Here is a 25,876-nt window from a genome sequence, read left to right on the forward strand (position 1 = left end):
CCGACGCAGGGCACGGCACCGGATCAGACGTCTTACCGGTGGATGTCGGCTTGCATCATCTGGAGATTTGGCTTCGGGCAATCCAGCTCTCGCCATATTCCGCGGGTCCCGCAGCGCCTCGCCCCCAACGTCTGGAACGACCGCTGCTTTCCTGGCATGCTCTGGTCCCCCAAGATCCTTTCGAACCTGAGGTGAGCCATCAGACCCAGGAACCTCCCTCCGAGTTCCTCCCGGCTGCACCGGGGATACAACAAGGCGCCTCGCGGCGCACCACTCATGGCCGATGTGCGTGCACCGTCATCGACCGCCGCTGTACTTGAATCGGGGCGGGCCGTCCGGCGCGTACCGCGTTGCGAGTTCGGTCAGGATCGCGGCGCGGCGCTCGTTCCGGTCGGCGGCTTCGGTGTCACCGCGGGCCGCATCATGACGTCCGGCCAGGGCGGCCTGGGCAGCCGCCTGCCACCACCGCTGCCCGAGCTGCACCAGCTCAGGCGACCGCGGCACCGACTCCGCCACGAGATGCACGACCACCACGTCGGCATTGCCGGCGGCGCTGAGCAGCGCCAGCTCGTTGCGCTCCGCACCCCGCTCGACGAGCTCACGAGCCAGGTCCAGGCCGATCGTGGACCCGCCGAACCGCAGGGTATGCCGCACCGGCACCTGACGGTCGAGCAGCAAACGCACCACGCTCCACGACCTCGAGCGCAAAGCCAGGTCCAGTGGCGCCAGACCGTTGCGGACCGCCTCCACCGGGTCGCCGCAATGCTCCACGATGCGGACGAGCAAATCGACGTCATCGGTCGACACCGCACGGTCGAGGCGAGCTGCCGCAACCGGCGCTGCGAACTGAGCGTGCCCTGGTCCAGCGCGGCGCGCCAGAACAGGACGCCCAAGAAGCGAATGCCGGTAGCCGAAAGGCAGCAGGAAAGCGGAACCGTCAGTGCCAGTCCTTCCAGCCGGCGGGTTCTCGTATAACTGGCCGGATACCGGGCCTGGTGCCCGGCTGCGAAAGCAGGCTGACTTGTGGCGGGTGAGCCTTTGAACGATAACGCGCCGAAACCACCAGAACCGAAGGGCAAGTTAGACGCGATGACAGCCTTTGCTTTCGATGTTGCGATGGCGGCCCTCGGAGCGAACGGACCGGAGGACGAGGACCTCGACTGGGACGCAATCGTGTGGCCCGTGCACGAGGAACATGTACGGCGGCTACGGAGCAGGATCTTCAAGGCGTCGAAGGCCGGGGACCTGGCCATGGTCAGGAACCTGCAGAAGATGATGCTGCGGAGCTGGTCGAACACGCTGGTCAGCGTGCGGCAGGTGACGCAGCGCAACGCCGGTCGCGCGACCGCGGGGGTGGACGGGCAGGTCGCGTTGACCTCCCGCGCCCGGATGGACCTGGCCGTGCTGGTGCACCGCACAGCGAGACCTTTCCATCCCTTGCCGGTCCGCAGAGTGTTCATACCGAAGGCCAATGGAAAACGCAGACCGCTCGGGATTCCCGTGCTGACCGACCGTGTCCACCAGGCGCGGTGTCGTAACGCATTGGAACCGGAGTGGGAGGCCCGGTTCGCGCCCCGAACATACGGGTTCCGGCCGGGCCGAAGCTGCCAGGACGCGATCGCAGTGATCCACGTTATGGGCTGCGGGAAGAATCCCCAACGCCGGTGGGTGCTGGATGCGGACCTCAGCGCAGCATTCGACCGGATCGACCATCCCCGCCTTCTTGCTGAACTCGGCACTTTCCCCGGCAGGGAAATGATCCGCCGATGGCTGAAGGCGGGCGTATTCGAAAAGGAAACGTGATTCGCGCCGACCGATGAGGGAACCCCTCAAGGCGGCGTGATTTCACCGCTGTTATTGAATGTTGCGCTGCATGGGCTGGAGGAAGCGGCCGGAGTCCGCTACGAGGCGAGCGATCCGGCTCGCACGAAGCGAGGCAGCCCGGCTCTGGTGGTTTATGCCGACGACATGGTCGCTCTGTGCCACTCGCGGCAGCAGACCGAACACGTCAAGGCGCGCATGGCTGAGTGGCTGGCCCCACGGGGCCTGTCGTTCAACGAGGCCAAGACGCGGATCGTGACGCTGGAGGACGGGTTCGATCTCCTCGGGTTCGCGATCCGCCGGTACGCCGGAAAGCTGATCACCAGGCCGAGTAAGGCCGCTGTCAAGCGGGTCAAACACCGCCTTGCCGTCGAGATGCGCGCCCTGCGGGGCGCGAACGCGGCGGCCGTCCTCGCAAAGATCAACCCGATCGTGCGGGGATGGGCGAACTACTACCGGGGAGCGGCAGCGTCCAGGACCTTCACGGCCCTGGACCACTACCTGTGGCAGCTCACTTACAAATGGGCCTGCTTCAGCCACCACAACAAGCCGAAGTCCTGGATCATCTCCCAGTACTATGGCCGGTTCAATCCCGCCAGCCGCGACCGGTGGATCTTCGGTAACCGCGACAGCGGTGCCTGGCTGCCCCGGTTCGGCTGGACCAAAATCGTCCGGCACAGTCTGGTCCTCGGCGCGGCGTCTCCGGACGACCCAGCCCTGACCGACTACTGGGCCCGGCGGCGCGGAAAGAACCCGCCCCTGCTCGACCGCAGCGTCCTGATCCTGCTCGCCAAGCAGAACGGCCGATGCGCCCTGTGCCAGGGACTTCTCCTGCACGCCGACCACGAGCCACGCAGCCCCACCGAGTGGGAACAATGGCATCGGGTCACCCGCAAAGCGATCACCAAGCACTACGTGACCGCCCAAGCGGATGAGGCCACACCGGACGGCACCCGCCTCGTTCACTCGCACTGCCGACGCCGAGCAACCGGCGCCCGCAAAGAACCAGCACTCCTCTACGCCTGAAACGCCCCCCGGGGCTTGCTTGAGCCGTATGCCGCGACGAGTGGCACGTACGGATCTGAGGGGGCCCCGGTGCAGCAATGCATCGGGGCTACCCGACCGCTCGCGCCTGTGGGACCAACGGCGGACGCGACGACGGAGAGTGATGGCGTGCAGGGACCACTCGACGCGGGGTGGGGCCAGTTATGTCCTGGTGGGGCCACCAACCTCCGTCACAGCCAGACGAGCCTCAATCTCGCCTGCGCCGTGCACATCGCCCAAGAGCCCTCGCCGGCGCGGGCTCTAGCCGTCGGCTTCGGTGTCATGATCGCCGGGGACCTGTAGATGGCTGGGCTGGCGTGGTAGGCGGTGGCGGTCATGTCGCGGCGAGTTCGTATCGAGAGAAACGGTGGTCGCGCGCAGGTCGGCGGTTCGTCTCCGCTGTCGGCACGCACCGTTCCGTGCGTGCCGAGAGCGACCGTCCCGGACTATGGACGCTAGTAGCCATACGGCATACAGTCGGTGAATGAACATCGATCGTGGTTCGCCGATCCCCGTGTATGTGCAGTTGGCGGAGATGCTGCGGCCCGAGTTCCGCAGTTGGTAGACAAACGGCTCGCTGGAAACGCCACCTGAACTGGGAGAACGCACAACTGCGTCGCACGAGGCGTGTGTCCACGTCCGTGCACCACCTTGTCCCCTTCTGTCCGGGCGATGTCGGGCATATGCCTCGAACTTTGCCTCAGACTGGTCGACAGGCCGCCTGCCAGGCGATTTGTCGACGGGGACAAGCCGCTTGATTGTATGGATCGCGCACGGCGATCGAAGCAGGTGGGTGTCCACTGTGGTCGATCAGGGGCGGAGGACAATCGATTCCGCTTGCCCCGCCGTGGTGGTCGGTTCGGACCTCGGCCTTGTGCTTTGTTTGTCCAGGTCGACCGGGTTTCTCCCGACTTTGTGTCCGCTATGCCCGGGATAGTGTAGTAACACGACCGACATCGAGTGACCAAGCCTCTGACCTGCTCAAGCACATGATCAGTACGTCCGTGTAACTACGAACTGCGGAACTCGGGTGCGGGACCAGATCAGCAGCGGCCGGTACCCGCCGGGTGCGGTGCTGCCGACGGAGGACAGCATCGGTCGGCTGTATGGAGTCGGCAGGATGTCGGTGCGGCGGGCGGTGGCGGTGCTGCGCCACGAGGGATTGATCGTCACCGGACGTGGCATGCAGGCGCTGGTGCGATCGCAGCCAAAGCGGATGTTCCTCGGTATTGCGGGCTCGGACATGCTCGTTGCGAGGATGCCGACTCCGCCGGAGTCGCGACGGTTGGAGTTGACTGCAGGCGTTCCCGTGCTCGAGATCACCCGCGACGACGGGTCGGTCGAGGTGTTCCCCGCAGACCGCTACGGCGCGCACGGCGCGCAATCCGGCTAGGCCTCGTGCTGCAGCGCCTGCTGTGCATCGTGCCGGAGCCGACGGACGCGTTTCGAGGGCCGCCGTGCAGTGAGCCTCTGGACATCGAGAGGGCCGGTACCATCGCGGTACCGGCCCGGAGAAGAAGCGGCTCATGGTTGCCGTGGGTGGCTTCGGGCGGGTGAGGTGGCCGGTCGGGGTTTGCGCGCACCCTTGGGTGTGTCCCACCGGCCACCGTCCCCGTTGTGTCAGGTCGTGCACTTCGCCACGGTCCGCCAGCACACGGCCGCCATGGTCGCCGATTGGTGGCGCGACGGGTTTGCTTGTGCGGGTTCGCTGGCCGCCTCATACGTGGTGAGGATCGCGGGCGCGATGGTCGTGTCGAGCACGACGCCGTCGACTTTCCTTCAGACAGCGTGCGGGCCGGGACGGGTCCCGCCCGCACGCTGCGGCTATACGGCGGCCGGGACGCCGGGAGCGGGTATCGCGCCGGTGCCGGGCCGAGGGGCGAACGCCGGGGGCTTGTACGGCGGTTGCGCGGTGATCGGTGGCAGCGCCTCGGCGACTTTGCCGCCGGTGCGGTCGATGCCGATCGCGGCGTACGCAGTGAGGTGAGTGCCAACCGCGAGGGCTTGCGCAGTGGTGAGCCGCACGACGAACGGCCGGTGGCGTTCGTCGTGGGCGCGAAGGCTGATCTCGCCGGTCGGCAGTGGCTGGACCGGTAGGAACGTCTCGACCGTGACCTCGACAGTGAGTGCGTTGTCGAGCGTCTCGCCGATCCTACGGTGGAGCGCCCGCCCGGCCGCGTCCCAGTAGCGGGCGACGTCGAGGTGCTTCGCCCGCGCCTCCGGGTCGCCGGTGTATTCGGCCATCGTCTTGGCGACCTGGAGCTTGGCGTAGGCGGTGCACGACTCCTCGACGAGGCGCATGATGTCGGCGCTACCTGCGCTGACGGTCTCGCGCGGCGGGATCGCTTGCAACCGGAGCGAAGATTGACGCGCCGGCGCTGCCGTTGCGGCTGACACTCGTTGGTTGGGTGCGGCGGGTGCCGGGCGGACCGTTGACCGGTTGGTCGGGCGTTGGGGGCTGCCGGGCTGCGGTGGGCGGGACGGCGCCGGGGATGGTGCCGGGACCGGGGACGTGGGTAGGCGGCGGTCGGCGGTGGTGGCGCCGATGGCGTCGGGTCGGTGTGTGCCCTGGTGTCGTCGTCCCCAGGAACGGGGCAGGAATCGGCGCATGTCAGACCCCCGCCCGGTCGGGGGCAGCGGTGCCGATGGCCGGGGTAGTGGCTCGGGGTGGATCGGACAGTCGCGCGGATGCGTGTGCTGCCCGTCGGCCGCCGCACGGTGCGGCTGGCGCGGTGGTGGTTGTCATGGCTGGCATGTCCTTTCGTAGGACGCTGTTGGGTGGGCAGCACCGCCGGGGGTTTGCGGTCCCGGCGGTGCCGTCACAGACAATGTTTCCGATCTATACGGGTTGTTCAAGCCACCGCCCGCCGTTCACCTCCAGTCGGTCGGGCGGTGCGGCGGAGCCGCACCGCTCGCGACGGGGTGGTCGTGCGTAGCACCGGCACATTCGATGCAGGACGCTCACCGAGCGGACGGTGACCGGGCGCAGCGGTGGCAGGAGGTCCCGCCGCGCCCGGTGTTGCTAGGCCCTGTCGTCATCTTGCGGGTCGTTCGATCCATGGCTGCCGAGGATGCGCACCGTGGTGCTGAGCTTGATCTCTGCGTCCTTCGGGCCCCGGAGGTGGGGATGGATGTAGACGGGGCGGCGTAGTGCTCGGCCAGGGCCGTACGGCTGGTCGCGCCAGTGGCCGGTCACCCACACTCGGCTGGTGTACGCCCTGTTCGTTGCCGTCCGGGAACCGCCGGCGTCTGCTGTGTGACGGGTTCGGATGTGGACGATTCGCACGTCGGGTAGCGGGCGCTTCAGCCGTTCGTACTTCTTGCGGGTGTTCTTGTCGATCGCTGCGGGCTCGGCTTCGGCGGCGCCTTGGGCGATGAGGAGCCAGGTTGTCAGCAGCGGCGAAACCGGGTGGCGTCTGCCGTCATCGAGGCGCTGCCCTGCCTGGAGGGTTTGATCGCGGGTCGGCGCGAGCCAGCCCGCGTCGTCGCGGAGGGCCTGCATGGCCTCGTCTCTGAGGCCGCCGCCGATGGTTCGGTAGAGGACGATCCAGGTGGTGTCGCCGTGGCGTGACCAGCTGGCGGCGGCGATGCCGCGAGGCGCGATGGGTCGGGACCAGATGAGCAGTCCGTCGTCGCACGGTGCGAGGTCGCGGGCGACGGTTACTGCTGGGAGTTCGGCTGCGGCGGCTTCGGCCATGTTGGTGAAGTCGTCGTCGACCCAGTAGAGCCGTGCACGGTCAAGCGAGTCGGCAAGCTGCGTCCGTCGCGGCGGCACCCTCGTTGTGGCTGGCAATCCGAGTGCCCCGCGGCAGAGCCGGGTGAGGCCGTCACGGATGCGGGGTAGGTCGCGGGCAGCGAGGTTGAGGTCGGGCCATGCGGTGGTGGTGATGAGTGTTCGGCCGGGACGCCGTCCGGCGAGGAATCCGGCATGCAGCGTCCGGTATGCGGCGCGGGTCGTGGTGTCGCGGTGCAGGCCCGCCCGGCGCGCGGCCCGTTCGGCGGGTGCGTGGTTGCGGCCTGCTTCGATGTCGATCGTGCACGACACGCACGCTGCCCAGACCTCGCCGAGGTCTTGCAGCAGGTCTTGCTGCGGGCCGACGCCTAGTACTGCAACGGCGGGTCGCTACCTCGTGTGGTTCTGGGTCGTTTGCCGGGTGTGGTGACGGTTGAGCAGGTCGAGGGCTGGGACGATGACTTTCGGGAGTACTTCCTGGGGTTTTCGCACTGGTTCAGTCGGGCGGATATCCGGTGGCGGGCGTTGAAGTATCTGCGTGGGTTGCTGGCGCCGATCGAGCGGCGGAACGGTTGGACGCTTGCTGAGCTGGTTGGTGACCGGTCCCCGGATGCGATGCAGGGGTTGTTGTGCAGTCCGTGTTTCGACCGTGAGGCGGTCCGTGACGAGGTCCGCTCGGGTGTGCTCGCGGCGATCGGCGACCCGCGCGGGGTGCTGATCGCCGACGAGACCGGATTCGTCAAGAAGGGCAAAGCCTCGGCGGGAGTGCAGCGGCAGTACACCGGTACCAGCGGCAAGGTCGACAACTGTCAGATCGGGGTGTTCCTGGCGTATGCCAGTCCGGTGGGGCGGGCGTTGATCGACCGGGAGTTGTACCTGCCGGGGTCTTGGACCACCGATCGGGACCGCTGCCGTCGGGCGAGGGTCCCCGATGAGGTCGAGTTCGCGACCAAACCGCAGCAGGCACAGACGATGCTGGAGCGGGCTGTGGCAGCGGGAGTGCCGTTCGCCTGGTTCACCGCTGATGAGGCCTACGGGCAGAACCCGGGCCTGCGTACCTGGTGTGAACAGCAGGACATCGCCTATGTGATGGCCACCCGCTGCGATGATGAGGTGTCCTCCGGGTTGCGCACCACCACGCGTGTGGACGAGCTCGTCGCCAAGATACGGCCCGGCGCGTGGAAGCGGATGTCCTGCGGCGACGGCGCGCACGGGCCCCGGGTCTATGACTGGGTGGCTACGCCGATCCGGCAGCAGTTCCCGCACGGCCGCCGCGGCTGGGTCCTCGCTCGGCGCAACATCAGCACCGGGGAGGTGGCCTACTACCGATGTTTCGGGCCGCGCGGCACCCGGCTCCGCGTCCTGGTCGCCACTGCCGGCGCCAGGTGGGCAGTGGAGGAATCGTTCCAGACCGCGAAGAATGAGACCGGTCTGGACCAGTACCAGGTCCGCCGCTACGACGCCTGGTACGCCCACATCACCCTGGCCATGGCCGCAGCGGCGTTCCTGGTCATCACCCGCGCCGCCGAGCAGGCACGGGGGGACCGAGCCCGGACCAGACATGCTGATCCCGTTGAGCAGCAACGAAATCCGTCGCCTGTTCACCCGACTGGTCTGGACCGTCCAGCACCACGCCAGTCACATCCTGCACTGGTCACAGTGGCGTAGACGCCGACAAGCGCAGGCCAGAGCCGCTCACTACCGCAAACGACTCGAACCGCCGTAAGACACGACCCGCCGTTGCAGTACTAGGACGGCGACGCTACCGCCGGTAATTGACCACGCGGGCTGCGGGTCGCCGCAGAAGTCGCAGACGCGCCGCACGGTGTCCAGAGTGCGAACGGGCACGGGCGCGGGCTGGTGGCCGTCGGTCTGATAATGCATGGGGTGCCCGTACTCGCCGTTGAAGACGTTGAGCGGTACGAAGCACACGGCACACGCCATCTCGTCGCGGGGCGGGGTCATGCGGTCGCCCCCGGGTGGGTGTGGCGCAGGTCGCGCGGGCGGGGTCCGTGACGGCGCGCCCGGTCGGGCATGCTCATGCCGGGCGCATAAGTGATGTGTCGGTTCCCGCCCTGGTGTTTGGCGTGGTACATGGCTGTGTCGGCCCGGTGCAGTGCGACGTCTTCGAGGTGATCGGTGCTGTCGATGACGGCGACGCCGAGGCTGGCCTTGACTGCGGTCGGGACCGGCCCGTTGGCGACATCGAGCTGGACGGGCCGGCCGATCGCCGAGACGAACCCGTCGGCGAGGCTGGCGAGTTGCTGATCGCGGACGGGCAGGACGATGACGAACTCATCTCCGGACAGCCTCGCCGCGGCCCCGCCGTTGATCTCCGCGATCAGGCCGATTCGGTCCGCGACCTCCATGAGCAACGTGTCGCCGCCGTCGTGGCCGTAGGTGTCGTTGACCTCCTTGAACCCGTCGAGGTCGAGGAGCATGACGATGAGGGGCTGCGGTTCGGTTGCGGCGGCGAAGCCGGAGTAGACGGCGCGCAGCCCGGTGCGGTTGAACAGTCCGGTGAGCGGGTCGTGGGCCAGCTGCCAGGCCGCGTCGGCAAGCTCGCGGTACATCCGGTTGAGGGTCGGCCGGGCGGCGAGGTTGCCGAGCCCGAAGCCGATGCTGAGGATCGCCGCGGCGATGGTGGCGATCACGAGGATCGTGGTGAACACTGGGTGCTCCATTTCGATGGAGACCCGGGACGCTGTCGTTGTCTAGGCGGGGCGTCCCGGGTCCTGAATACGACGACGGCCCGCCAAGGCGGGCCGTTTGATGTGCTTCTGCCGCCCGTTGTTGCGGCGGCGTCCTCGAGGAGCGAGGTCAGTGGGCCGTGGCCGGCGCGGTCGTGCCGTCGAGGCTGTCGGCCGCCCCGACTCGGGCGGGATAGCGTCCGGCGCTGACCCACCTGCCGCTGGGAGCCTGATGGGGCTCGTCGGCGCGGGACTGCCGGGTCAGGAGCTGGCTGGGCTCTCGCGGGCTGCCGGTGGGCCGGTACTCGTAGTCCTCGGAGGTGACGCTGACGTAGTCGACGTCGGAGGCGTACGGGACGTAGCTGCCGCGCAGGATGGTGCCGCCGAGCCGGTCGCAGCAGGCGACGGAGACCGGGTACCAGCCGTTGACGGCGAGGGTGACGCGGTGCCCGCAGGTCAGCGACAGCTCGAATACGCACAGTCGGTGCAGTTCCTGACCGTCGATCGCTGGGCCGGTCATGACGTCACCGCTGCGGTGGTGAAGGTGGCGCGAATGCGGCGCAGGGCGCGTCGTTCCAGGCACCGGACCGCTTCGGGGCTGCGGTCCATGAGGCGGGCCGCCGCGTCGCGGGGGTAGCCGTCGATGTAACGCAGTTGGATCGCGCGGCGTTCGGCGGCGGTGAGCCCGGCCATGGCGTGCACGAACGTGATGTGCCCGGCCCGGGCGGGCGGGTCGGCGACCAACTGGGGCGCGGTGTCGCGGGCGGCGTGATCGCGCACGGTGTATGCGGCGCGGGTGTAGCGGCGGCGCGACCAGTCGTGGCAGATGCACGCCTTCGCGGCCTGGATGATGAACCAGCCGCGGACGTCGAGCAGCGCGGTGGACAGCTCGGCCAGGGCGCTGGCGAACGCTTCCTGGACGAGGTCCGGGATGGCGTCGCGGTCGCGCATGCGGACGGTGACGTACCGGGTGACGGGCTCGTGGTAGGTCCGGTAGAGCTCGGCGAAGGCATCACGGTCGCCGAGCTGGGCGCGGTGGAGCAGGGCGAGAACCTGCGGGGTGACTTCGGGGCGCCGGCGGCGTACGCCGCTGGAGCTGTTGCCGTGCATGGGATTCCTCCTCTGGCGTGTGAGGGAATCCGGGCACGGCTGTCGGCCGTGCCCGGAAGGTGCGCGTGTGCGCGGTCGGCCGGGCGACGGCCGGAATCGGTGGAGCGGGGCTGGCTACCGCGTTCGCGGAGCCGCTTTGCGGTGGGTCGCTGCCGTTATCGGCGCGGGCGGGTGCGCGGCCTTGTCGGCGCGCAGCTGCTCGGCGAGCCCGTCGGGGATGTCGGCGTACGGCGCGACGGCCGCGAGCACGTCGGTGGGATCGGCGACGTCGCCGCGCAGCTGGACGCTGTCGGGTTCGTCGTCCGGGTCGGTCACCGCGTCCCAGCCGAAGTCCACGACGGTGGCGAAGAACGCGCAGTGCGGCGTCCAGCCGACCTGGATCGTGTAGCGCTCGCTGCCGGGTTTCGGGGTCAGGGTGTAGAGGCTCATGGCGCCTCCTGGACGTGAAGGAGGCGCGTGTCCGTCGCCGGATCGCGCGCCTCGAGATGGGGTGGATTACCTGCTCAGCCCGTGCAGGGTGAGATGTGCCTCCTTGAGGTGTCCGGCGGTCAGCTCTCCGTTCGCGCCGGCGGTGCTGAGGCTGTTGGTGAGGGCTTGCAGTGCCGCGGCGGGCGCGGTGTCGAGCGCGCGGAGATTGCGGCCGTCAACGGACTCGGCCATGCGCTGGATGGTTTGGGCGAGGTGGGCCTGGATGAGGTTGAGGCCGCACAACAGCCTGGCCAGTTCCGCCCGGTCGTGCTGGGTGACTGCGTGGGTGATCGTGTCGCCGAGGTGCTCGACGGCGAGCAGGATCACGTGCGTCGCGGCGACGGTCTGCGCGGGGCTGAACCCCGCTTCGTCGCCGAGCAGGCGGGCGATACCGCCGATGAGGTCTTGGCTGCCGTCGTCCAAGCGCCGGGCGTCGGGCAGGAGGCCGAACCAGTTGGCGTCAGTGAGGTACCAGGCGGGTGTGAGCATGCTGTCCTCACATGGACATGCGAAAGGCGGCCACCGGTTGGTGACCGCCTGCGGGAATGGAGGTATCGCGCCCCGGAGATCGCGTGGAGGCGAGGGGCGTGTGTATGAGTGCGCTGGGCTGATGGTGGCGGCGGCGGCCGACCAGAAGGTGGGCGCGATGCCGTCGCGGGACGTCAGGTCAGCAGCACATGGAAAAAGAAGAACCTTCAGGCTAGCCGTGCAGCGACGCCCGGAACCTGACCTGTCAGGTTCGGCGGCCTGGCTGAACCTGACAGGCAGCTCGCGGCGTCCTGACAGCGCCGTCCCGAAGCGGCGGTGGCGGCAGCGGGACTGGGGCGTGGCTTCGTTCGTGAGAACGGGGTTCTGGCGCGAACTGTGTGATGGATCTCGAGTGATAGATCGTTGTCGCGGTGCGCGATGCCGTCGGACAGCTTCTCCCTCATCTGAACGGCATCAAGATCGATGCGGTCGTGGACGCCGGCTCCGAACTGGTCGTCACGGCTCGGGTCCGCGGGCATCAGGCCGGTTGTCAGGCGTGTGCGGCGTCGTCGTCTCGGGTGCATTCGCGGTATCGCCGGACGCTGATGGACGCCCCGATCGCCGGCCGGCCGGTCCGGGTCCTGTTGTGGGTGCGCCGGTTCTTCTGCGAGAACGCCGCATGCGGGGCAAAGACGTTCACCGAGCAGGTTGACGGTCTGACCCGCCGGTGGTCGCGGGTCAGTGAAGGGCTGCGACAGATGCTGACGACGGTCGGGCTGGCGCTGGCCGGTCGAGCCGGTGCGCGTCTTGCTGCCCAGTTGGGCATGCCGGCCAGCCGTCACCGCCTGATCCGACTGGTACGGGCGTTGCCGGATCCACCGGTCGGTGTGGTCACGGTGCTTGGAGTCGATGACTTCGCGGTCAGGCGTGGACACCACTACGGCACTGTGCTGATCGACTGTGAGTCCCGCAGGGTCGTTGATCTGTTGCCCGGCAGGGACGCCGACCCGTTGACCGCGTGGCTGCAACAGCATCCAGGTGCTCGGGTGATCTGCCGGGACAGGGCCAGCGCGTATGCGGAGGCCGCACGTACCGGCGCACCGCAGGCCGTCCAGGTCGCCGACCGGTTTCACCTGTGGCAGAACCTTGCCGCCGCGGTCGAGCGCTGCGTGGCGCAGCATAAGAGCTGCCTGCAGGAGCCCGTCGAGGTTCCCGCCGAGCGGTATCTGTCAAGTCAAATGAGACATTTGATGTCAAGTCTTCTGTAGTTCCTCGGCTGGTTGGTTGATCCAGCTGTGGTCGGGGATCTGGGGCGGGCGGGGTCGTCGGGCGAAGCGTTCGGGGTGGGCGGCTTGGGCGGTGTCGAGGGTGTGCTGGCGGGCGGCGTCGATCGGGCCGGTGGTCGCGAAGTGCACGGATGCCGGGGTGTGCCAGCCGATCCCGGAGTGGCGGTGGACGTGGTTGTACTCGGTGAAGAATCCGTCGCAGAACGCCCGTGCGGCCGGTAGGTTCGGGAATGAGCCGGGGAAGTCGTGCAGGTATTTCAGGGTTTTGAACTGCGCTTCGGAGAATGGGTTGTCATCCGATATCCGGGGTCGGGAGTGGGTTCTGGTGACGCCGAGGTTGGCCAGCAGCGCGGATACCGGCTGGGAGGTCATCGAGGTGCCGCGGTCGGCGTGGACGGTGTGCGGGATCTGGCCGTTGCGGGTGATGGCTTCGTCGATGAAGTCGCGGGCCAGGACGGAGTCCTCGGCGGCGGCGAGGATCCAGCCCGGGTTGTAGCGGGAGTAGATGTCGATCAGGACGTACAGGTGGTACCAGACGCCTTTGGCCGGTCCGCGGAGCTTGGTGATGTCCCAGGTCCAGACCTGTGACGGGGCGTCGGCGACGAGTTCGGGTTTGACCTTGGCCGGGTGGGTGGCCTGACGGCGTCGCTCCCTCGTCTGTCCCGCGGCGGCGGCGATGCGGTACATGCTGGAAAGCGAGCACCAGTAACGGTTTTCGTCGAGTTCACGGATCCAGATCTGCCCGATCGACAACTCGGCGTAGCCGGTCTGGTTGATCACTTGCAGGACCGCGGCCCGCTCCGCGGTGTCCAGTGCCTGCGGGCCCGGCTGACGTCGTTGCCTGGGTCCGAGGACCGGGCCGCGGGCGTGGCGGTAGTGGGTGGCCCGCGAACGTCCGACGAGCCGGCAGGCCGTCCGCACGGGCGTGCCGGCCTCGGTGAGGGCGTTCAGGGTTTGTTCGATCAGCGGCTCGATGACGGCGGTGTGTCCGTGCTCTCGGCCAGCGATGCCAAGAGCTCGTGCGCTTTTCCCATGATCGACAACGCGGCCTGGGTCTGGGCGAGTTTCGCGTTCAGCCGGGCATTCTCGGCGCGTAACCGTTCGGTCTCGCGTTCGGCCCGCGACAGGCGGGCCGTCGTCGCCGACGTGTTGACGGAACCATTCGCCGGTCCGGCCGGCGTGGCGGTGTTGCGGGCACGGGTCCATTCCTGCACGTGGGAATGGAACAATCCTTCCCGGCGCAGGACCGCGGACTTCTCGCCGTGCGGCGCGGCCTCATACTCGGCCACCACCTTTGCTTTGTACTCGGCGGTGAAGCTACGCCGGGTCGGACGCGGAGCCGGATCGACCGGCCCGGACCCGTTGGTCTCGGGCGCCTGCTTGTTGCTGCTCACGTACGCATCTCCAGTCACGCCCTACAAGCCAACCCCGATCGCCGGGGTGTCTCACGACAGCCTGACAGGGAGGGGAGCGGTCCGGCGCTGTTACTGCCGCGGCGGCCGAGCCGGCCGGGGCGATGGCCGAACGTCGCCGCGCCCATCACGCACTCGTGCACGAAATGCTCGCTCAGGGCGCCGGGTTCCGGCAGATCGCCCGGCATCTGGGCTGGAGCCACCACACGGTATCGCGGTACGCCCACGCCGCAACGTGGCAGGAGATGATGGTCGGGCAGAAGATCCGGCCGAGCCAGGTCGACCCGTTCAAGACCTACCTGATCCAGCGCATCGGCGAAGGTTGCCTCAAGGCCGCCACACTGCACCGTGAGGTCCGCGCCCAAGGTTTCGCCGGCAGTTACGCCATCATCCGCAAGTTCGTTGAGCAGTACCGCAGCACGCCGGACCTGACTGCGGTGCACCGCCCACCCTCGGTCCGGCAGGTGACCGGATGGATCTGCCGACGACCGGACGACCTCGCCGACCGCGACAGCGCCCGACTCCAGGCGATCCTCCAGCGCTGCCCGCAACTGCGCGCCGCCACCGACCTGGTCCGGTCGTTCGCCGACATGCTCACCCATCTGCGCGGTCAGCGACTTGACGCCTGGATCGCGGCAGCCGAAGCAGCAGCATTGCCCGGTGTCACGAAATTCGCCACCGGCCTGACCGCAGACCTGGCCGCCGTGACCGCCGGCCTCAGTTTGCCCTTCAGTTCCGGGCCGGTCGAAGGCAACGTCAACCGCATCATTCTGTGGAATCAGAGCCTGTCGATGAATGCTGCTGATTTGTTCGGCGCTGGAGTCGGTGGGAGCACGGTCAGGGGCAGTTGTCTGCCGGGCTCGGCGCGTAGTTGGTTCGGCGTCGGGCCGGCCGGGGTGGCGACGTCGGCGAGGCGTTGCAGGAGGCGGTCGACGGCGGCTTGATCGTTGTCGACGGCGGCGCGTTCGTCGTCGGTGAGCGGGATGCCGACGAGCATTCGCTGCAGGCCTGTCTTCGCCTCGAGTAGCTGGGCGGAGCTGGAGGTTTTCGGGGTGTAGAAGTCGCAGTGGGCGCAGGCCATCCGGTGCTGGCACTGTTCGAAGAACGTGTAGTTGCAGTAGCCGTGGCCGAGGTCGTAGTGCTGCCAGGGTTCGCCGTTGGTGGTGGCGCCGGAGGCGACGGCGTCGCGGTCGATGAGGACTTCGATGGTGCGCACGTTGCGGGCGAAGTAGCCGGCGTCCTGGTAGGCGCGGGTCAGGGTGGTGGGGCTGATCTTCGTGTAGTACTGGGTCGATTGCGGGGACCGGTGGCCGAGCCAGGCTTGCAGCTCGAACAGGGTCATCGGTTCCTTCGCGTTGTAGAGCTGGCTGGCGATGGTGGATCGGGCCCGGTGGCTGGTGATCGCGCCGCGAACATCGGCGGCCGGGACGCCGCCCTTGCGGCAGAGCATCGGGATGACCGTGTTGTTGATGTAGGCGGTGGACACCCGGCGGGCACGGGCGGCGAACAGCAGGTCGACGCTCTCGCCGGTGCGCCGATCGGTGAACGGCGGCTGAGCGGGTCGGATGGCCTGCCAGGCTTCGATGGCCTGGCCGAGGATCGGGTCGACCGGCTTGGTGAACGCGGTGCCGGTTTTGTGGGTGGGGACGTCGAGCAGGCAGACGGCTTCGCTGGCCAGAACATCGGTGGAGTCGCCCTCGATCGCGGTGCCGTGGTGTTGCCAGCGGATGCAGCCGACGCGCAGCCGGGCGATCTCGTCGCTGCGTTGGCCGGAGAACAGCCAGGTCAAGGTGACCGCACGGACCAGCTCGAACGGGTAGTACGGGCCGGACTGCGTGGCCGGCAGGTCGCCGGCGGTCAGGTTGAGCCCGGCCCAGAGCAGCTTCGCCCAGATGTCATCGGCGATCACGCGGGGGTTCGGGCCGAGCAGGGCGGCGATGCTGCGTGGGACGGCCAGTGCGCGTTGCGGATCGAACCGGCGGGGCAGCCATTCCCATTCCTGACAGTCGCCGAAGAACCTGCGCACTGCGCTGATCTGCCCGGCCTTGGTCGCCGCGGTCAACGGCTGGCCCAGCCGGTTCCCGAGGCCGGCGGTGCGCTGGACGAAATCACCGACCCGCATGCGGTCCAGCGCGGCGATCCACGTCGCGCAGGTCTGCCGCGTCCACGCCGCCGGGTCGGCGACCTCGGGATGTTCCGCAGCCAGCCACCGACCGACCTTGAGCAGGTTCGCGCGGACACTGCCGCGGACCCGCCGGGTGAGCGTGGACGTGTCATACCAACGGTCCGCAGCCTGCTGCCAGGTCTCGGCGCCGCCACCGGCCCTCGCGTGCTGACCGGCGCGGCCGAGCGGGGCCGCGCAGAACCCGAGCTCGGCGACCGCTCGCTGCACCGCGTGCACGGTGTTGAGCCGGACGCCGTCGAGTAGCCGCTGCTCACGGACCCGGTCGAACAGGCCGGTGGTCATGTCCTGCAGGTGCGGGCTCCGGTTTGCCAGCATCAGCTGCGCGACGGTCAGCGGCAGCAGCGGGTCGTCGGCCCGGCCGAGCTGGTAGCCCCAGCCGCCCAGCACCCGGCGGAGCTGACCGAGTTCACCGTCGACGCGGTCACGGCCGAAGATCCGCCAGCACAGCACCAGCCGTTGGAAGCTGCCGAGCCGGTGAAACCCGGTGAACCCGCCCAGCAGGAACGCGTGCGCCGCCAGATAGGGACGGACCTCGTCACCCACCCAAGCGGGCGCGGCGGCCCGGAACTCGGCCACGGTGCGGCCCAGCATGGCCTCCCACTGCTCGGCGGTCCAGTCCCAGTAGCTGCCGGCATCGGGCTGCGCGCAACGCGTCAGCAGCAAGGCGACCACATCCAGCATGGCGCGGCGCCGGTGCGGGGTCGGCGGGGAGTCCAACCCGGCGTTGACCGCGTCCAACGGCCGCACCAGCCGAGCGATGACCGGCCAGCCCGGCGCGGCCGGATCGCCGGTCTTGAGCCGGCGCAGCGTGACCAACCCGAGCTCGCCGATGGCGGCGGATTCCTCGGCCCGCACGACCACCCGCAACCGCGGACGGGTCACCGACGGAAGCCACCGGCCCGGTCCCGTCGGCGACGGCTGCGACATCGCCGCGCTCATCAGCTTGAACCCGTGCTGGCCGTGCCGGCGAGCATCTCGACGCGCCAGGCGTGGATGTGCTGCATCCCGGCGGCGAGCTTGTCGGCCAGGTCCCGCCCGGACAGATGAATGTATTGCAGCGTGGAATCGGTATGCCGGTGGCCGGCGAACGCGGCGATCGCGTGGACCTCCCAGCCCATCCGGGCCAGATCCGTCAGACACAGATGCCGGGTGGTATGCGTCGAGAACCGCGGCAACCCTGCCGCCGACGCGACCCGCCGCACCACCTTCGACCAGGTCCACAACGTCACCGGCTGCGCCGTGTTGCGCCGCGACTCCGACAACAGCAACGGGCCCCGGGCACGGCTCAACGTCGCCCGGTGCCGCAGATAATCCGCCAGCAACACCCCGGTCGGCGCCGAGTACGGCACCGCGCGTTCGAGGCGGTTCTTCGTCGTCTCCGCCCGCACCCGCAGCATCCGCCGTCCCGGATCGAGATCGTCGGTCCGCAGTGAACACAGCTCCTCCCGCCGCAACGCTGCGTCATACGCCAACGCGAGCATCAACCGATTCCGCGCCGACTCGCCGCGGAACACCGTCAGCAACGCCAGCCACTCGGCCTCGGACGGGATCCATGGCAGCTTCGTCAGCCTCGGCACCAGACCGCGCTGCTGCCCACCGAACCGGCGACCAGGGGTATAGCGGCCCCGCCCGACCGGGTTCGACTCGCGCACACCCTCCTCGATCAGATAGTCGAAGAAGAGCCGCACCGGCACCAGCCGCTGCTGCAACGTCGCGTTCGACAACCCCGAACCCGAGTCGATCGACACCACGTTCGCGCCGTGCCGACTCGGCCGCGACGTCAACGTCCGAACGAACACCGCCACATCCGCCCGCGACGCCCGGACCGGATCAACGCCAGCGCCCTCGCACACCTCGAGGAACTCGGCCAAGCCCCGGGCATACGCGTCGATAGTCCGAGCCGCACGCCCCAGATCGGTCCACACCCGAAGCCACTCGGCCGCCCGCTCGTGGCGGACCAGGACTGGCCACTTCTCCTCGAGGATCATCAGAGGCTTCAACCGCGGCACCACCGCCTGGCAACGCCTTTGACCAGGGGTTCAGTCCACCGCGTGATTCCAAGTAACTTTAAAAATGATCAAACGACAGATGTACGGCCGCGCCGGCTTCGACCTGCTCCGCAAGCGTGTGCTGCTCGCACCTTGATCAGCGCCAGCCGCTGCCCGCACTACGCTTTCTGGATGCGCTACCTCACCCGGCAGTTCGCTATCGGGGCCCTGCGCCGCGGACACGGCATCGAGCAGTTCCTCGGTGGCACCCAGGTCGGCGGTGAGGCCGCCATCCAATGGGTCGCGATCAGCCCCATGGACGGTCAGTACCGCGTCTCCCTGCACACCGTGCAGGACCCTGACGACGACGAGTTCAGCGACCTGCCCAACCTCATGTCCCTGGACCCGGTCGACCAAGACTACGTCGGCGAAGGCCGCGAACTCGGCGCCAGCCACGACGAGGCCGAAGCGATAGCGCTCGCCGAGCAACTCACGACCGCACAACCTGACCGCTGGGTCAACCACGCGATTGCCGGCGACGAATACACGGACTTCGTCCGAAGCCGACGAAACACCACCGACACGCACGGCCAACAAGATCAATCACGAAGTTAGCGCCAGAACCCAGAGGTCACCGACGCAGCCAGCCGGCGGCGCTCCACCTAACGACCGACACAAAGACGGAGCAGATAGAAGGCCGGAACGGCGTGCAGAACGCCGTCCCGGCCTTCTATCTGCCTTTCCGCAGCTCAAGCGTTCTCGACCAGCTTGACACGCCGACCGGATGGACTGACGTTCGACGATCAACCAACCCCTTAAATGATCATGAGAGGCATCGATCTATGGCTAAGAAAACCCGCACACCTCATCGCATACGACAGATCGAGGAGTCGACCACCCGCCGCGTGGCGATATACCTCCGCCGGTCCACCGACGAGGACAACCAGCCCTACAGCCTGGAAGCGCAGGAGACCAAGCTGCGCGCGTTCGTGGAGTCACAACCGGGCGACTGGCAGATCGTCAAGATCTACTCCGACGACGCCTCCGGCGCGACCACCGACCGCAAGGATCTTCAAAACATGCTGCGTGCCGCCCGCGCGGGGCTGTTCGACACCCTGCTCGTCTACCGCGTGGACCGGTTCTCCCGCCGACTGCGCGACCTCGTGTCGCTGCTGGACGAGCTCACCGACGCCGACGTCGTCTTCCGCTCCGCCACCGAGCCCTTCGACACGTCCACCCCGATCGGCCGCATGCTCGTGCAGATGCTCGGCGTGTTCGCAGAGTTCGAGCGCGAGGTCATCATCGACCGCGTCATCACGGGCATGGAACGCAAGGCAGCCAAGGGCCTGTGGAACGGCGGCTCAACCCCATACGGCTACACCCTCGATCCGGCGACCCACAACTACGTCGTAGTCGAGGCCGAAGCAGCGACCGTCCGCCGCATCTTCAACCTCTACACGAAAGACCGCCTCGGTACCCGCGCCATCGCCACCGTCCTCAACGACCGCGGGCTACGCACCAAGCGAGGCAAACCCTGGTCACAGCGATCGGTGGAAACCGTGATCAACAACCGCCAGTACCTCGGCGAGAAGAACTTCCGGGACATCACCGCCACCGACGCTCACACGGCGATCATCACCGCCGAGCAGTTCAAGTACGCCCAGCACATCCTCACCAAACGCAGCGAAGACATCGGCCAGCGCGCAGCCAACGCCTCCGACTACACACTCACCGGCAAGATCCCCTGCCCACAGTGCGGCAGCAAGTACATCGGCACCGTCGCACACGGCCGGAACAACCGCTACCGCTACTACATGTGCTGGAGCCGCAACCGGTACGGCGCCAAGAAGGGCTGCGACATCCACCGGTTCAACGCCGACGAACTGGAGACGGCGATCGGGCAAGCGCTCCTCGACTTCTACACCACCGGCCACGACGTCATCGACCAGGCCATCAGCGACTTTCTCAACACCTACGCGCAGGCCACGAGCAGCCACCATGACGAACTTGCCTCGGTCACCCGCCAACTGCGCGACAACGCTGCCGCCGTTGACCGCTACCTCATGGCCTTCGAACGAGGCACGCTCGATGACGGCGACCCCGAGATCCAAGCGCGGCTCGCGAAACTCAAGATCCACTCTAAGCAGCTGCGCACGCGGCGGGCTCAAGAGGTGGTTGCAACACTCCGAGTCATGATCGATAGATGGGTGTGTGCAGCTAGTGGCGTCTCGGTTGTCGTTCGCGGAACGGGAAGAGATCTCGGTGGGGCTGGCCCGGGGTGAGTCGAGGCGGGTGATCGCGGCCCGGTTGGGTCGGGCGGCGTCGACGGTGTCCCGGGAGATCTTCCACCATTCCAACCACCGCTGGTCCGGGCTGGGTCAGCCGGGTCTGGTGTACCGGGCGACGCGGGCGCAGGTGTCTTCGGACGCGTTCAAAGCGAGGTCGAAAGCGGGGAAACTCACCGCGGCGTCGCCGTTGCGGGACGCGGTGATCGCCCGGCTCGAGGACCGGCATTCCCCGCAGCAGATCGCTCTACGGTTGCGGGAGGACTTCCCGGACGACAGGACGATGTGGGTGTCACACGAGACGATCTACCACGCCATCTACCTGCAGGCCCGCGGCGGTCTGCGCGCGGAACTGACCCGGCAGAAGGCACTGCGGTCCGGGCGCGTCAACCGGCGCCCCCGTGCGGCCGAGGCCGGCGCGGTCCGCTCCAACCGGCCCTGGCTCGGGCTGCGCATCAGCGACCGACCGGCCGAAGCAGCGGACCGGGCCGTGCCCGGGCACTGGGAAGGTGACCTCCTCATCGGCAAGCACGGCACCACCGCGATCGCGACCCTCGTCGAACGCACCACCCGGTTCGTGATCCTCGTCGCCCTGCCCGACAGCCGCGTCAGCGAACACGTCATCGCCCAGCTGACCGCGAAAATGACGCAGCTGCCCGAGGAACTCCTGCGGTCGCTGACCTGGGACCAGGGCACCGAAATGGCCCTGCACGCCCGGTTCAGCATCGCGACCGGCTGCCCCGTGTTCTTCTGCGACCCGCACAGCCCCTGGCAACGCGGCTCGAACGAGAACACCAACGGACTGCTCCGCGAGTACTACCCCAAAGGCATCCACACCTTCACCACCACCAGCCAGGCCGACCTGGACGCCACCGCCGCCCAACTCAACCGCCGACCCCGTGAAACACTCGGATGGCGAACCCCCGCAGAAAAACTCGCAGAACTCCTGACCAGCAACGTTGCAACCACCTCCTGAAACCGCCCGCGAAAGGCCCAAATCGAGTTCGACCTTGAACAACCACCGTCAGGACCGTCCGCCGACGACCTGACAAAAATCCGGGACCACGTCGCGGACATCATCGCGAACGGCGATCACAAGGCCAGGAAGGCACTGTTTGAGGCTCTGATCGAAGAAGTCGAGATCCAGGCGGACGACAGCGTCATACCGCGCTTCCGCATCCTGACCCCGGAAACGGATCAAGGGCTGACCCTAGAGTCGACCCTTGATCAACTACCTGTTGACGGTACGGTTCGCGTACTGCCACATGTAGTGGAGTTGAGGGGACTCGAACCCCTGACCCCCTCGATGCGAACGAGGATGAGTTGCTCGCTGATGCCAACATGAACGGCCAATTCCTCAGTCCACGCCGGCAGATCGAGAGGCTGCGACAGTTCCTGTTGCTGGTGGTGCGTGACGCGCGGTCCAGTTGGCCGTGGCCGCCGCAAGCGAGGCAGCGGCTGCGTCACGGCGGCGGAATGAACGGGATCGTGAAGCGGACCGGGCCGGACGCCGTCGACTCCTGGCCGGCGGCGTCCACCGCGACCACGATGACGGTGTGCGTAGGCCCGGACGGCAGGGTCAGCGTCAGCGAGGTACCGCTGGCGGTGGCGAACAGTGCCGCGCCCTCGTAGAGGCGGTATCCGGTCACCGGGTCCGCGCTGGCCGGTTGGGTCCAGCTGAGCGTCGCGGTACCGGTGAAGGCGCCGCTCTGCCGCACGCTGACGGTCAGGCCGGTCGGCGCGGTCGGCCGGGCCGCCGGTCCGGCAAGGGTGGTGGCGGTGACCGTGCTCCCGGGCGCCGAGGAGCCACACGCGGCGGTCTGCGCGCTGACCGCGTACCCATGGGTGCTGGCCGATGGCAGGCCGGTGATGACGGCGGAGTCCGCCGCCCCGGTGGCGATCACGGCGCCGGAGGGCTTGGCGTACACGGTGAACCCGGTCGCCTCCACGGTGGACACCCAGTGCAGCGCGATCGCGGACGCGGACAGCGCGGTGGCGGTCAGCCCGGTCGGCGCGGGTACCGACGGATCGCAGGTCTGGGTGGTGGTCGCCGCGGGTGCGCTCTGCGCCGACTCGCCGCCCGCCGCGTCCAGCGCGGACACGGTGAACTGGTGGCCGGCGTCTCGCCACAGGCCGGTGATCGTCGCGCTGGTGGCGGTGCTTGCGGCGACCGGGGTGGCGCCGTCGTAGACCTGGTACCGGACCGCGGCACCGGTGGAGGGCGCCCAGGACAGCGCGATCGAGGTGTGGGTGCGGGCGCCGACGGTGAGGCCGGTGGGCGCGGCGGGCCGGGCGCTCCCGCCGGACAGCGTGGTGACGGTGAGGCTGGCGCTCGGGTGCAGCGTGCCGTTGCAGTCGCGGCGGGCCACCTGCACGGTGTGCGTGGAGGCCGGCGCCAGGCCGCTGATCCGGGCACTGTCCAATGTGGTCTGTTGGACCGCCGCGCCGTCGAGCAGCACCAGGAGGGTACCCGGCTGGTCCCAGTAGGGCTGGGCATTGGACCAGGACAGCGACACCGCGGAGGCGGTGACGTCGGTGGCGACCAGGCCGCTCGGCGCGGTCAAGCCGCAGGCGAACGGGCCACCGACGATCGCGGTACGGGTGACCGGGGCGCTCGGCGCGGACTCCCGGCCGTACCGGTCGACCGCGGTGACCGTATAGGTGTGCGCGGAGTTGAAGACCAGGTTTCCGACGGTCGCGTGGATGGTGGTGTTGCGGGCCACCACCGCGCCGTTCTCGTAGACCTGGAAGTAGGTGGGCCGGCTGCCGCTGGCGGGCTGCGTCCAGCTCAGTGTGATGGAGGTGGCCCCGTTGCGGGCATACAGCCGTTGGGGGGTGGCCGGCCCGGAGGTCGCCGATGCGGCGCCCGGCAGGCCGGCCAGTGCCAGCGCGGTCGCCACAGCGAACAGCCCGGTGCGTCGCAGTACCTGTCGCATGGCTACAAGACAGCACTATCCATCAATGCTAGTCAATGGGATCCCATCGTGGACGATGGCCCGCGGACGAGCGCCCTGACTGAACCAGCCCAAGCTCGTGATCACTGATCGCGACGACGGCCGAAGGCGAAGGACTGACGCCGCTCGCATCAAGACAATCCGGATGCTCGACCGTCACCCGTTCGGGACGGCCACCGGCTGGTCATCACCGGTGAACGGCACCTGACGAGCGTCCTGACCTCGTACACCGCGCACTACAACGGCCACCGCCCACACCGATCACTCGGACAACGACCACCGAACCCACCACCGCAGATCGTTGACCTCGACGCCGCCCGCATCCGACGACGCCCGATCCTGGGTGGACTGATCAACGAATACTCGCAGGCAGCGGAGCCGAATCTGATTCGCGAGCCCCACAGGCTCGAACTACACGTCGCTGCGGTTCGCGCAACGCTTGGCGGACAACGCGATCCTGCCCTCGATGGGCTCGGTCGGCGACTCGTATGACAACGCCCTCGCCGAGGCGTTCTTCGCCACCCTCAAACGCGAACTCGATGTCGACCGCCGCACCTGGACCTGCGAAGCCGACGCCCGCCGCGACGTCTTCCGCTGGATCGCCTTTCTACAACCACCGCCGACGCCACTCAGCCCTCGGCTACCACAGCCCCGCCGACTACGAACGAACCCTCACAACCGCTACCCTGCAACAGATCGCGGCGTAACCCGGTGTCCACATCCCGGAGGGAAGCCCAGGTTGACGCCTCCCCCCGCAGGGTGGCGCCGAAGGGCCACAAACCCTCATCATCTGCACAGCACCACCTCGAGTGAGGGCTCCTACCCCACCTCACCCTCCGCGCTCGTGGCGCACCTAAAGTCAAGCTAAAGCCCCGGGTCCGTCGCAGCCAACGCCCAAGGACCCGGGCCGCCTGGACGATCGGCAACGGCGCAGCATCCGGGTTACCGGCGTGCGGCCCGATCCTCCAGTTGCGGTGGTCTCCTTGACCACCGCAACTGGATCGGATCATTACGGCAGTTGGGAGGGGCGGTAGCTGGCCGTGCGGTCGGCGGTGTGCACGATCACTGTGAGGCGGTCGACCTGACCGCCCTCGGGGCCTGGCCACCAGGCTGCCCACCAGCCGGCCTGCACGCTGGCCTCGACGACTCGGCCGTTGTCGAGGCGGACCTGCACGCCGGTGACTCCCGGGCCGACCCGGCCGACGATGTTCGACCACATGCTGTCGCCGTCGCCAAGGGAGCTCATCGTCTCCAGGGTCGCCACGCCGGAGGGCGGGGCCGGCCGCGGGCGGTCGTCGGCCAGCCCCATCGAGGCGAGTGTGTCGTCGCCGACGCTGAGGCATTCGACGGTCGTGCCGCTGCTCTTGCGCATGATGAGCAGCGTCGCGACGCCACGCTGCTCGGCGAGGAGCACGTCTGACGGCTGTACCGTCGACGAGGTGCCACCCACGTCGTTGCCGGCGCACGCCCGCGCCTGCGGTAGCACCTGCTCACCGGTGCGGGTACTCGGCACGGCGGTCCAGGAGGCGACCGCCTTGTCGGCGTCGCCCGGCAGGAACGCGGGCACGACCACCGCAGCGGCGCCGCCCGCCGCGACCGCCACGACGGCCCCGGCCAGCAGCCGGCGACGCGCGGGCCTGTGCGCCGACCTGCCGGTGACCTGACCGGCCATCACCCGCTCGACGAACGCCTGCGAGCGCGCCCGCTGCATGTCGGTGGGCACGCGCCCGCGCGCCGGATCGAGCACGGCCAGCTGCTGTAGGTCCTTCATGCTCGGGTCCATGACTGCTCCTTGACAGGGTGGGGACGAGAAGACGAGCGGGTGTGCGGTCCGGCCGGTTCGAGGGCCGTCCGCAGGCGTGTACGGGCACGGCTCAGCCGCATGGCGAACGTCGACCTCCGGCAGCCCAGCACGGCGGCGGCCTGCTCGGCGGTCAACCCGTCGAATGCGATCAGCGCGAGAACCTCGCGGTCCGCCGCGCTCAGGGCGCGCCAGGCGCGTTCCAGGTCGATCCGGGCCGCCGCGGCGGCTGAGTCGTCGGACGGCTCATCGGCGTCCAGCGACGCCAGCCGAACGTCCAACGCCCGGCGACGCCGCCAGCCGCGGGTCCGGTTCGCCATCGTGTTGCGCGCCACCGCGAACAGCCACGGCCGGGCTTCGACCGGCACCTCCTCGAAGCGGCGCCACGCCGTGAGGAAGACCGCCGACACGACGTCCTCGGCCTCGCTGACGGGCACCCTTCGCTCGACGAAACGCAGCAGATCGGCGTACGTATCGCGGTGCAGGCAACGGAAGCGCTCCTCGCGAGCGCCAGGATCGGCCCCGCTCATCCAGGTACTTCTTCTCGGTTCATACCCCATACCTGTCCGGCTCCGCGCCAACTGTCACACACCGGTTTCATCGGCCGCCCATCACCGAATCGGAGTCCGCC

At 68.5% G+C, this 25,876-nt stretch carries 24 protein-coding genes, 1 tRNA gene and 2 pseudogenes; 10 read left to right on the forward strand and 17 right to left on the reverse strand.

Features of this window, described 5'->3' with window-relative positions; genetic code table 11:
* Window positions 1-297: 297 nt before the first annotated feature.
* Window positions 298-687 (reverse strand): hypothetical protein, encoded by a 390-nt coding sequence (locus tag OHA72_RS47635; RefSeq protein ID WP_327002710.1) that lies wholly within the window; start codon window positions 685-687, stop codon window positions 298-300.
* Window positions 688-1,116: 429 nt separating this feature from the next.
* Between OHA72_RS47635 and OHA72_RS47640 the strand changes: the two are divergent.
* From OHA72_RS47640 to OHA72_RS47650, 3 genes and pseudogenes are all read left to right on the forward strand, one after another.
* Window positions 1,117-2,058: pseudogene (locus tag OHA72_RS47640) on the forward strand (reverse transcriptase domain-containing protein); the annotation flags it as partial.
* A gap of 138 nt (window positions 2,059-2,196) precedes the next feature.
* Complete coding sequence (locus OHA72_RS47645) at window positions 2,197-2,847, forward strand: group II intron maturase-specific domain-containing protein (protein ID WP_327011801.1); 651 nt, start codon at window positions 2,197-2,199, stop codon at window positions 2,845-2,847.
* A 1,048-nt stretch (window positions 2,848-3,895) separates the two neighbouring features.
* Complete coding sequence (locus tag OHA72_RS47650) at window positions 3,896-4,258, forward strand: GntR family transcriptional regulator (RefSeq protein WP_327002711.1); 363 nt, start codon at window positions 3,896-3,898, stop codon at window positions 4,256-4,258.
* Window positions 4,259-4,689: 431 nt separating this feature from the next.
* On the opposite strand, the gene OHA72_RS47655 is transcribed toward OHA72_RS47650, so the two are convergent.
* The gene (locus OHA72_RS47655) at window positions 4,690-5,166 is read right to left on the reverse strand and encodes a hypothetical protein (protein WP_327002712.1); all 477 of its coding nucleotides are present in this window, start codon (window positions 5,164-5,166) and stop codon (window positions 4,690-4,692) included.
* Window positions 5,167-5,887: 721 nt separating this feature from the next.
* Window positions 5,888-6,910: a hypothetical protein gene (locus tag OHA72_RS47660; protein ID WP_327002713.1), complete on the reverse strand. Its 1,023-nt coding sequence runs from the start codon at window positions 6,908-6,910 to the stop codon at window positions 5,888-5,890.
* A gap of 165 nt (window positions 6,911-7,075) precedes the next feature.
* Between OHA72_RS47660 and OHA72_RS47665 the strand changes: the two genes are divergently transcribed.
* Window positions 7,076-8,266 (forward strand): IS701 family transposase, encoded by a 1,191-nt coding sequence (locus OHA72_RS47665; protein WP_442788719.1) that lies wholly within the window; start codon window positions 7,076-7,078, stop codon window positions 8,264-8,266.
* 293 nt (window positions 8,267-8,559) lie between these two features.
* Here OHA72_RS47665 and OHA72_RS47670 read toward each other — a convergent pair whose 3' ends face one another.
* The 5 genes from OHA72_RS47670 to OHA72_RS47690 all read right to left on the reverse strand — a co-directional run bounded on the left by OHA72_RS47670 (window position 8,560) and on the right by OHA72_RS47690 (window position 11,355).
* Window positions 8,560-9,270, reverse strand: a complete 711-nt coding sequence (locus tag OHA72_RS47670; protein WP_327002714.1) for a GGDEF domain-containing protein — start codon at window positions 9,268-9,270, stop codon at window positions 8,560-8,562.
* Window positions 9,271-9,418: 148 nt separating this feature from the next.
* Window positions 9,419-9,808, reverse strand: coding sequence for a hypothetical protein (locus tag OHA72_RS47675; RefSeq protein ID WP_327002715.1), 390 nt, complete (start codon window positions 9,806-9,808; stop codon window positions 9,419-9,421).
* On the reverse strand, window positions 9,805-10,398 hold the full coding sequence (locus tag OHA72_RS47680) for an RNA polymerase sigma factor (RefSeq protein WP_327002716.1): 594 nt from the start codon (window positions 10,396-10,398) through the stop codon (window positions 9,805-9,807). Before OHA72_RS47680 ends, OHA72_RS47675 begins: the two co-directional genes overlap by 4 nt.
* Window positions 10,399-10,512: 114 nt before the next feature.
* The gene (locus OHA72_RS47685; RefSeq protein ID WP_327002717.1) at window positions 10,513-10,827 is read right to left on the reverse strand and encodes a hypothetical protein; all 315 of its coding nucleotides are present in this window, start codon (window positions 10,825-10,827) and stop codon (window positions 10,513-10,515) included.
* Between the two features lie 66 nt (window positions 10,828-10,893).
* The gene (locus OHA72_RS47690) at window positions 10,894-11,355 is read right to left on the reverse strand and encodes a hypothetical protein (RefSeq protein ID WP_327002718.1); all 462 of its coding nucleotides are present in this window, start codon (window positions 11,353-11,355) and stop codon (window positions 10,894-10,896) included.
* 410 nt (window positions 11,356-11,765) lie between these two features.
* On the opposite strand from OHA72_RS47690, the gene OHA72_RS47695 reads away from it, so the two are divergent.
* Complete coding sequence (locus OHA72_RS47695; RefSeq protein ID WP_327002719.1) at window positions 11,766-12,602, forward strand: ISL3 family transposase; 837 nt, start codon at window positions 11,766-11,768, stop codon at window positions 12,600-12,602.
* Here the strand turns inward: OHA72_RS47695 and OHA72_RS47700 are convergent.
* Together OHA72_RS47700 and OHA72_RS47705 are read right to left on the reverse strand one after the other, a co-directional pair.
* On the reverse strand, window positions 12,588-13,541 hold the full coding sequence (locus OHA72_RS47700) for a DDE-type integrase/transposase/recombinase (RefSeq protein WP_327002333.1): 954 nt from the start codon (window positions 13,539-13,541) through the stop codon (window positions 12,588-12,590). The two genes, OHA72_RS47695 and OHA72_RS47700, sit on opposite strands and share 15 nt — an antisense overlap.
* 41 nt (window positions 13,542-13,582) lie before the next feature.
* Complete coding sequence (locus OHA72_RS47705; RefSeq protein ID WP_327002334.1) at window positions 13,583-14,014, reverse strand: hypothetical protein; 432 nt, start codon at window positions 14,012-14,014, stop codon at window positions 13,583-13,585.
* Between the two features lie 164 nt (window positions 14,015-14,178).
* Here OHA72_RS47705 and OHA72_RS47710 point away from each other — a divergent pair.
* A pseudogene (locus OHA72_RS47710) lies at window positions 14,179-14,739 on the forward strand (hypothetical protein); the annotation flags it as partial.
* A gap of 71 nt (window positions 14,740-14,810) precedes the next feature.
* Here the strand turns inward: OHA72_RS47710 and OHA72_RS47715 are convergent.
* Window positions 14,811-17,099, reverse strand: a complete 2,289-nt coding sequence (locus OHA72_RS47715) for a tyrosine-type recombinase/integrase (RefSeq protein WP_327002720.1) — start codon at window positions 17,097-17,099, stop codon at window positions 14,811-14,813.
* Between the two features lie 56 nt (window positions 17,100-17,155).
* On the reverse strand, window positions 17,156-18,205 hold the full coding sequence (locus OHA72_RS47720; protein WP_327002721.1) for a tyrosine-type recombinase/integrase: 1,050 nt from the start codon (window positions 18,203-18,205) through the stop codon (window positions 17,156-17,158).
* Window positions 18,206-18,397: 192 nt separating this feature from the next.
* Here OHA72_RS47720 and OHA72_RS47725 point away from each other — a divergent pair, with 192 nt between their 5' ends.
* From OHA72_RS47725 to OHA72_RS47735, 3 genes are all read left to right on the forward strand, one after another.
* Complete coding sequence (locus OHA72_RS47725; protein ID WP_327002722.1) at window positions 18,398-18,820, forward strand: hypothetical protein; 423 nt, start codon at window positions 18,398-18,400, stop codon at window positions 18,818-18,820.
* A 227-nt stretch (window positions 18,821-19,047) separates the two neighbouring features.
* The gene (locus tag OHA72_RS47730; protein ID WP_327002723.1) at window positions 19,048-20,487 is read left to right on the forward strand and encodes a recombinase family protein; all 1,440 of its coding nucleotides are present in this window, start codon (window positions 19,048-19,050) and stop codon (window positions 20,485-20,487) included.
* A complete protein-coding gene (locus OHA72_RS47735; RefSeq protein WP_442788399.1) occupies window positions 20,426-21,466 on the forward strand; it encodes an IS30 family transposase in 1,041 nt (346 codons plus the stop codon). The genes OHA72_RS47730 and OHA72_RS47735 overlap by 62 nt, the downstream gene beginning before the upstream one ends.
* Window positions 21,467-21,514: 48 nt before the next feature.
* On the opposite strand, the gene OHA72_RS47740 is transcribed toward OHA72_RS47735, so the two are convergent.
* The 3 genes from OHA72_RS47740 to OHA72_RS47750 all read right to left on the reverse strand — a co-directional run bounded on the left by OHA72_RS47740 (window position 21,515) and on the right by OHA72_RS47750 (window position 23,426).
* Window positions 21,515-21,691 (reverse strand): hypothetical protein, encoded by a 177-nt coding sequence (locus OHA72_RS47740; protein WP_327002725.1) that lies wholly within the window; start codon window positions 21,689-21,691, stop codon window positions 21,515-21,517.
* A gap of 70 nt (window positions 21,692-21,761) precedes the next feature.
* Window positions 21,762-21,854, reverse strand: a tRNA-Ala gene (locus OHA72_RS47745).
* Between the two features lie 99 nt (window positions 21,855-21,953).
* Window positions 21,954-23,426: a fibronectin type III domain-containing protein gene (locus OHA72_RS47750; RefSeq protein WP_327002726.1), complete on the reverse strand. Its 1,473-nt coding sequence runs from the start codon at window positions 23,424-23,426 to the stop codon at window positions 21,954-21,956.
* Window positions 23,427-23,660: 234 nt separating this feature from the next.
* Here OHA72_RS47750 and OHA72_RS65205 point away from each other — a divergent pair, with 234 nt between their 5' ends.
* Window positions 23,661-23,936, forward strand: a complete 276-nt coding sequence (locus OHA72_RS65205; RefSeq protein WP_442788774.1) for an integrase core domain-containing protein — start codon at window positions 23,661-23,663, stop codon at window positions 23,934-23,936.
* Window positions 23,937-24,453: 517 nt separating this feature from the next.
* Here the strand turns inward: OHA72_RS65205 and OHA72_RS47755 are convergent.
* Window positions 24,454-25,227, reverse strand: coding sequence for a hypothetical protein (locus OHA72_RS47755; protein ID WP_327002727.1), 774 nt, complete (start codon window positions 25,225-25,227; stop codon window positions 24,454-24,456).
* Complete coding sequence (locus tag OHA72_RS47760) at window positions 25,212-25,775, reverse strand: RNA polymerase sigma factor (protein ID WP_327002728.1); 564 nt, start codon at window positions 25,773-25,775, stop codon at window positions 25,212-25,214. Before OHA72_RS47760 ends, OHA72_RS47755 begins: the two co-directional genes overlap by 16 nt.
* Window positions 25,776-25,876: the final 101 nt, after the last annotated feature.

This window comes from Dactylosporangium sp. NBC_01737 (assembly GCF_035963215.1).
GTDB lineage: Bacteria > Actinomycetota > Actinomycetes > Mycobacteriales > Micromonosporaceae > Dactylosporangium.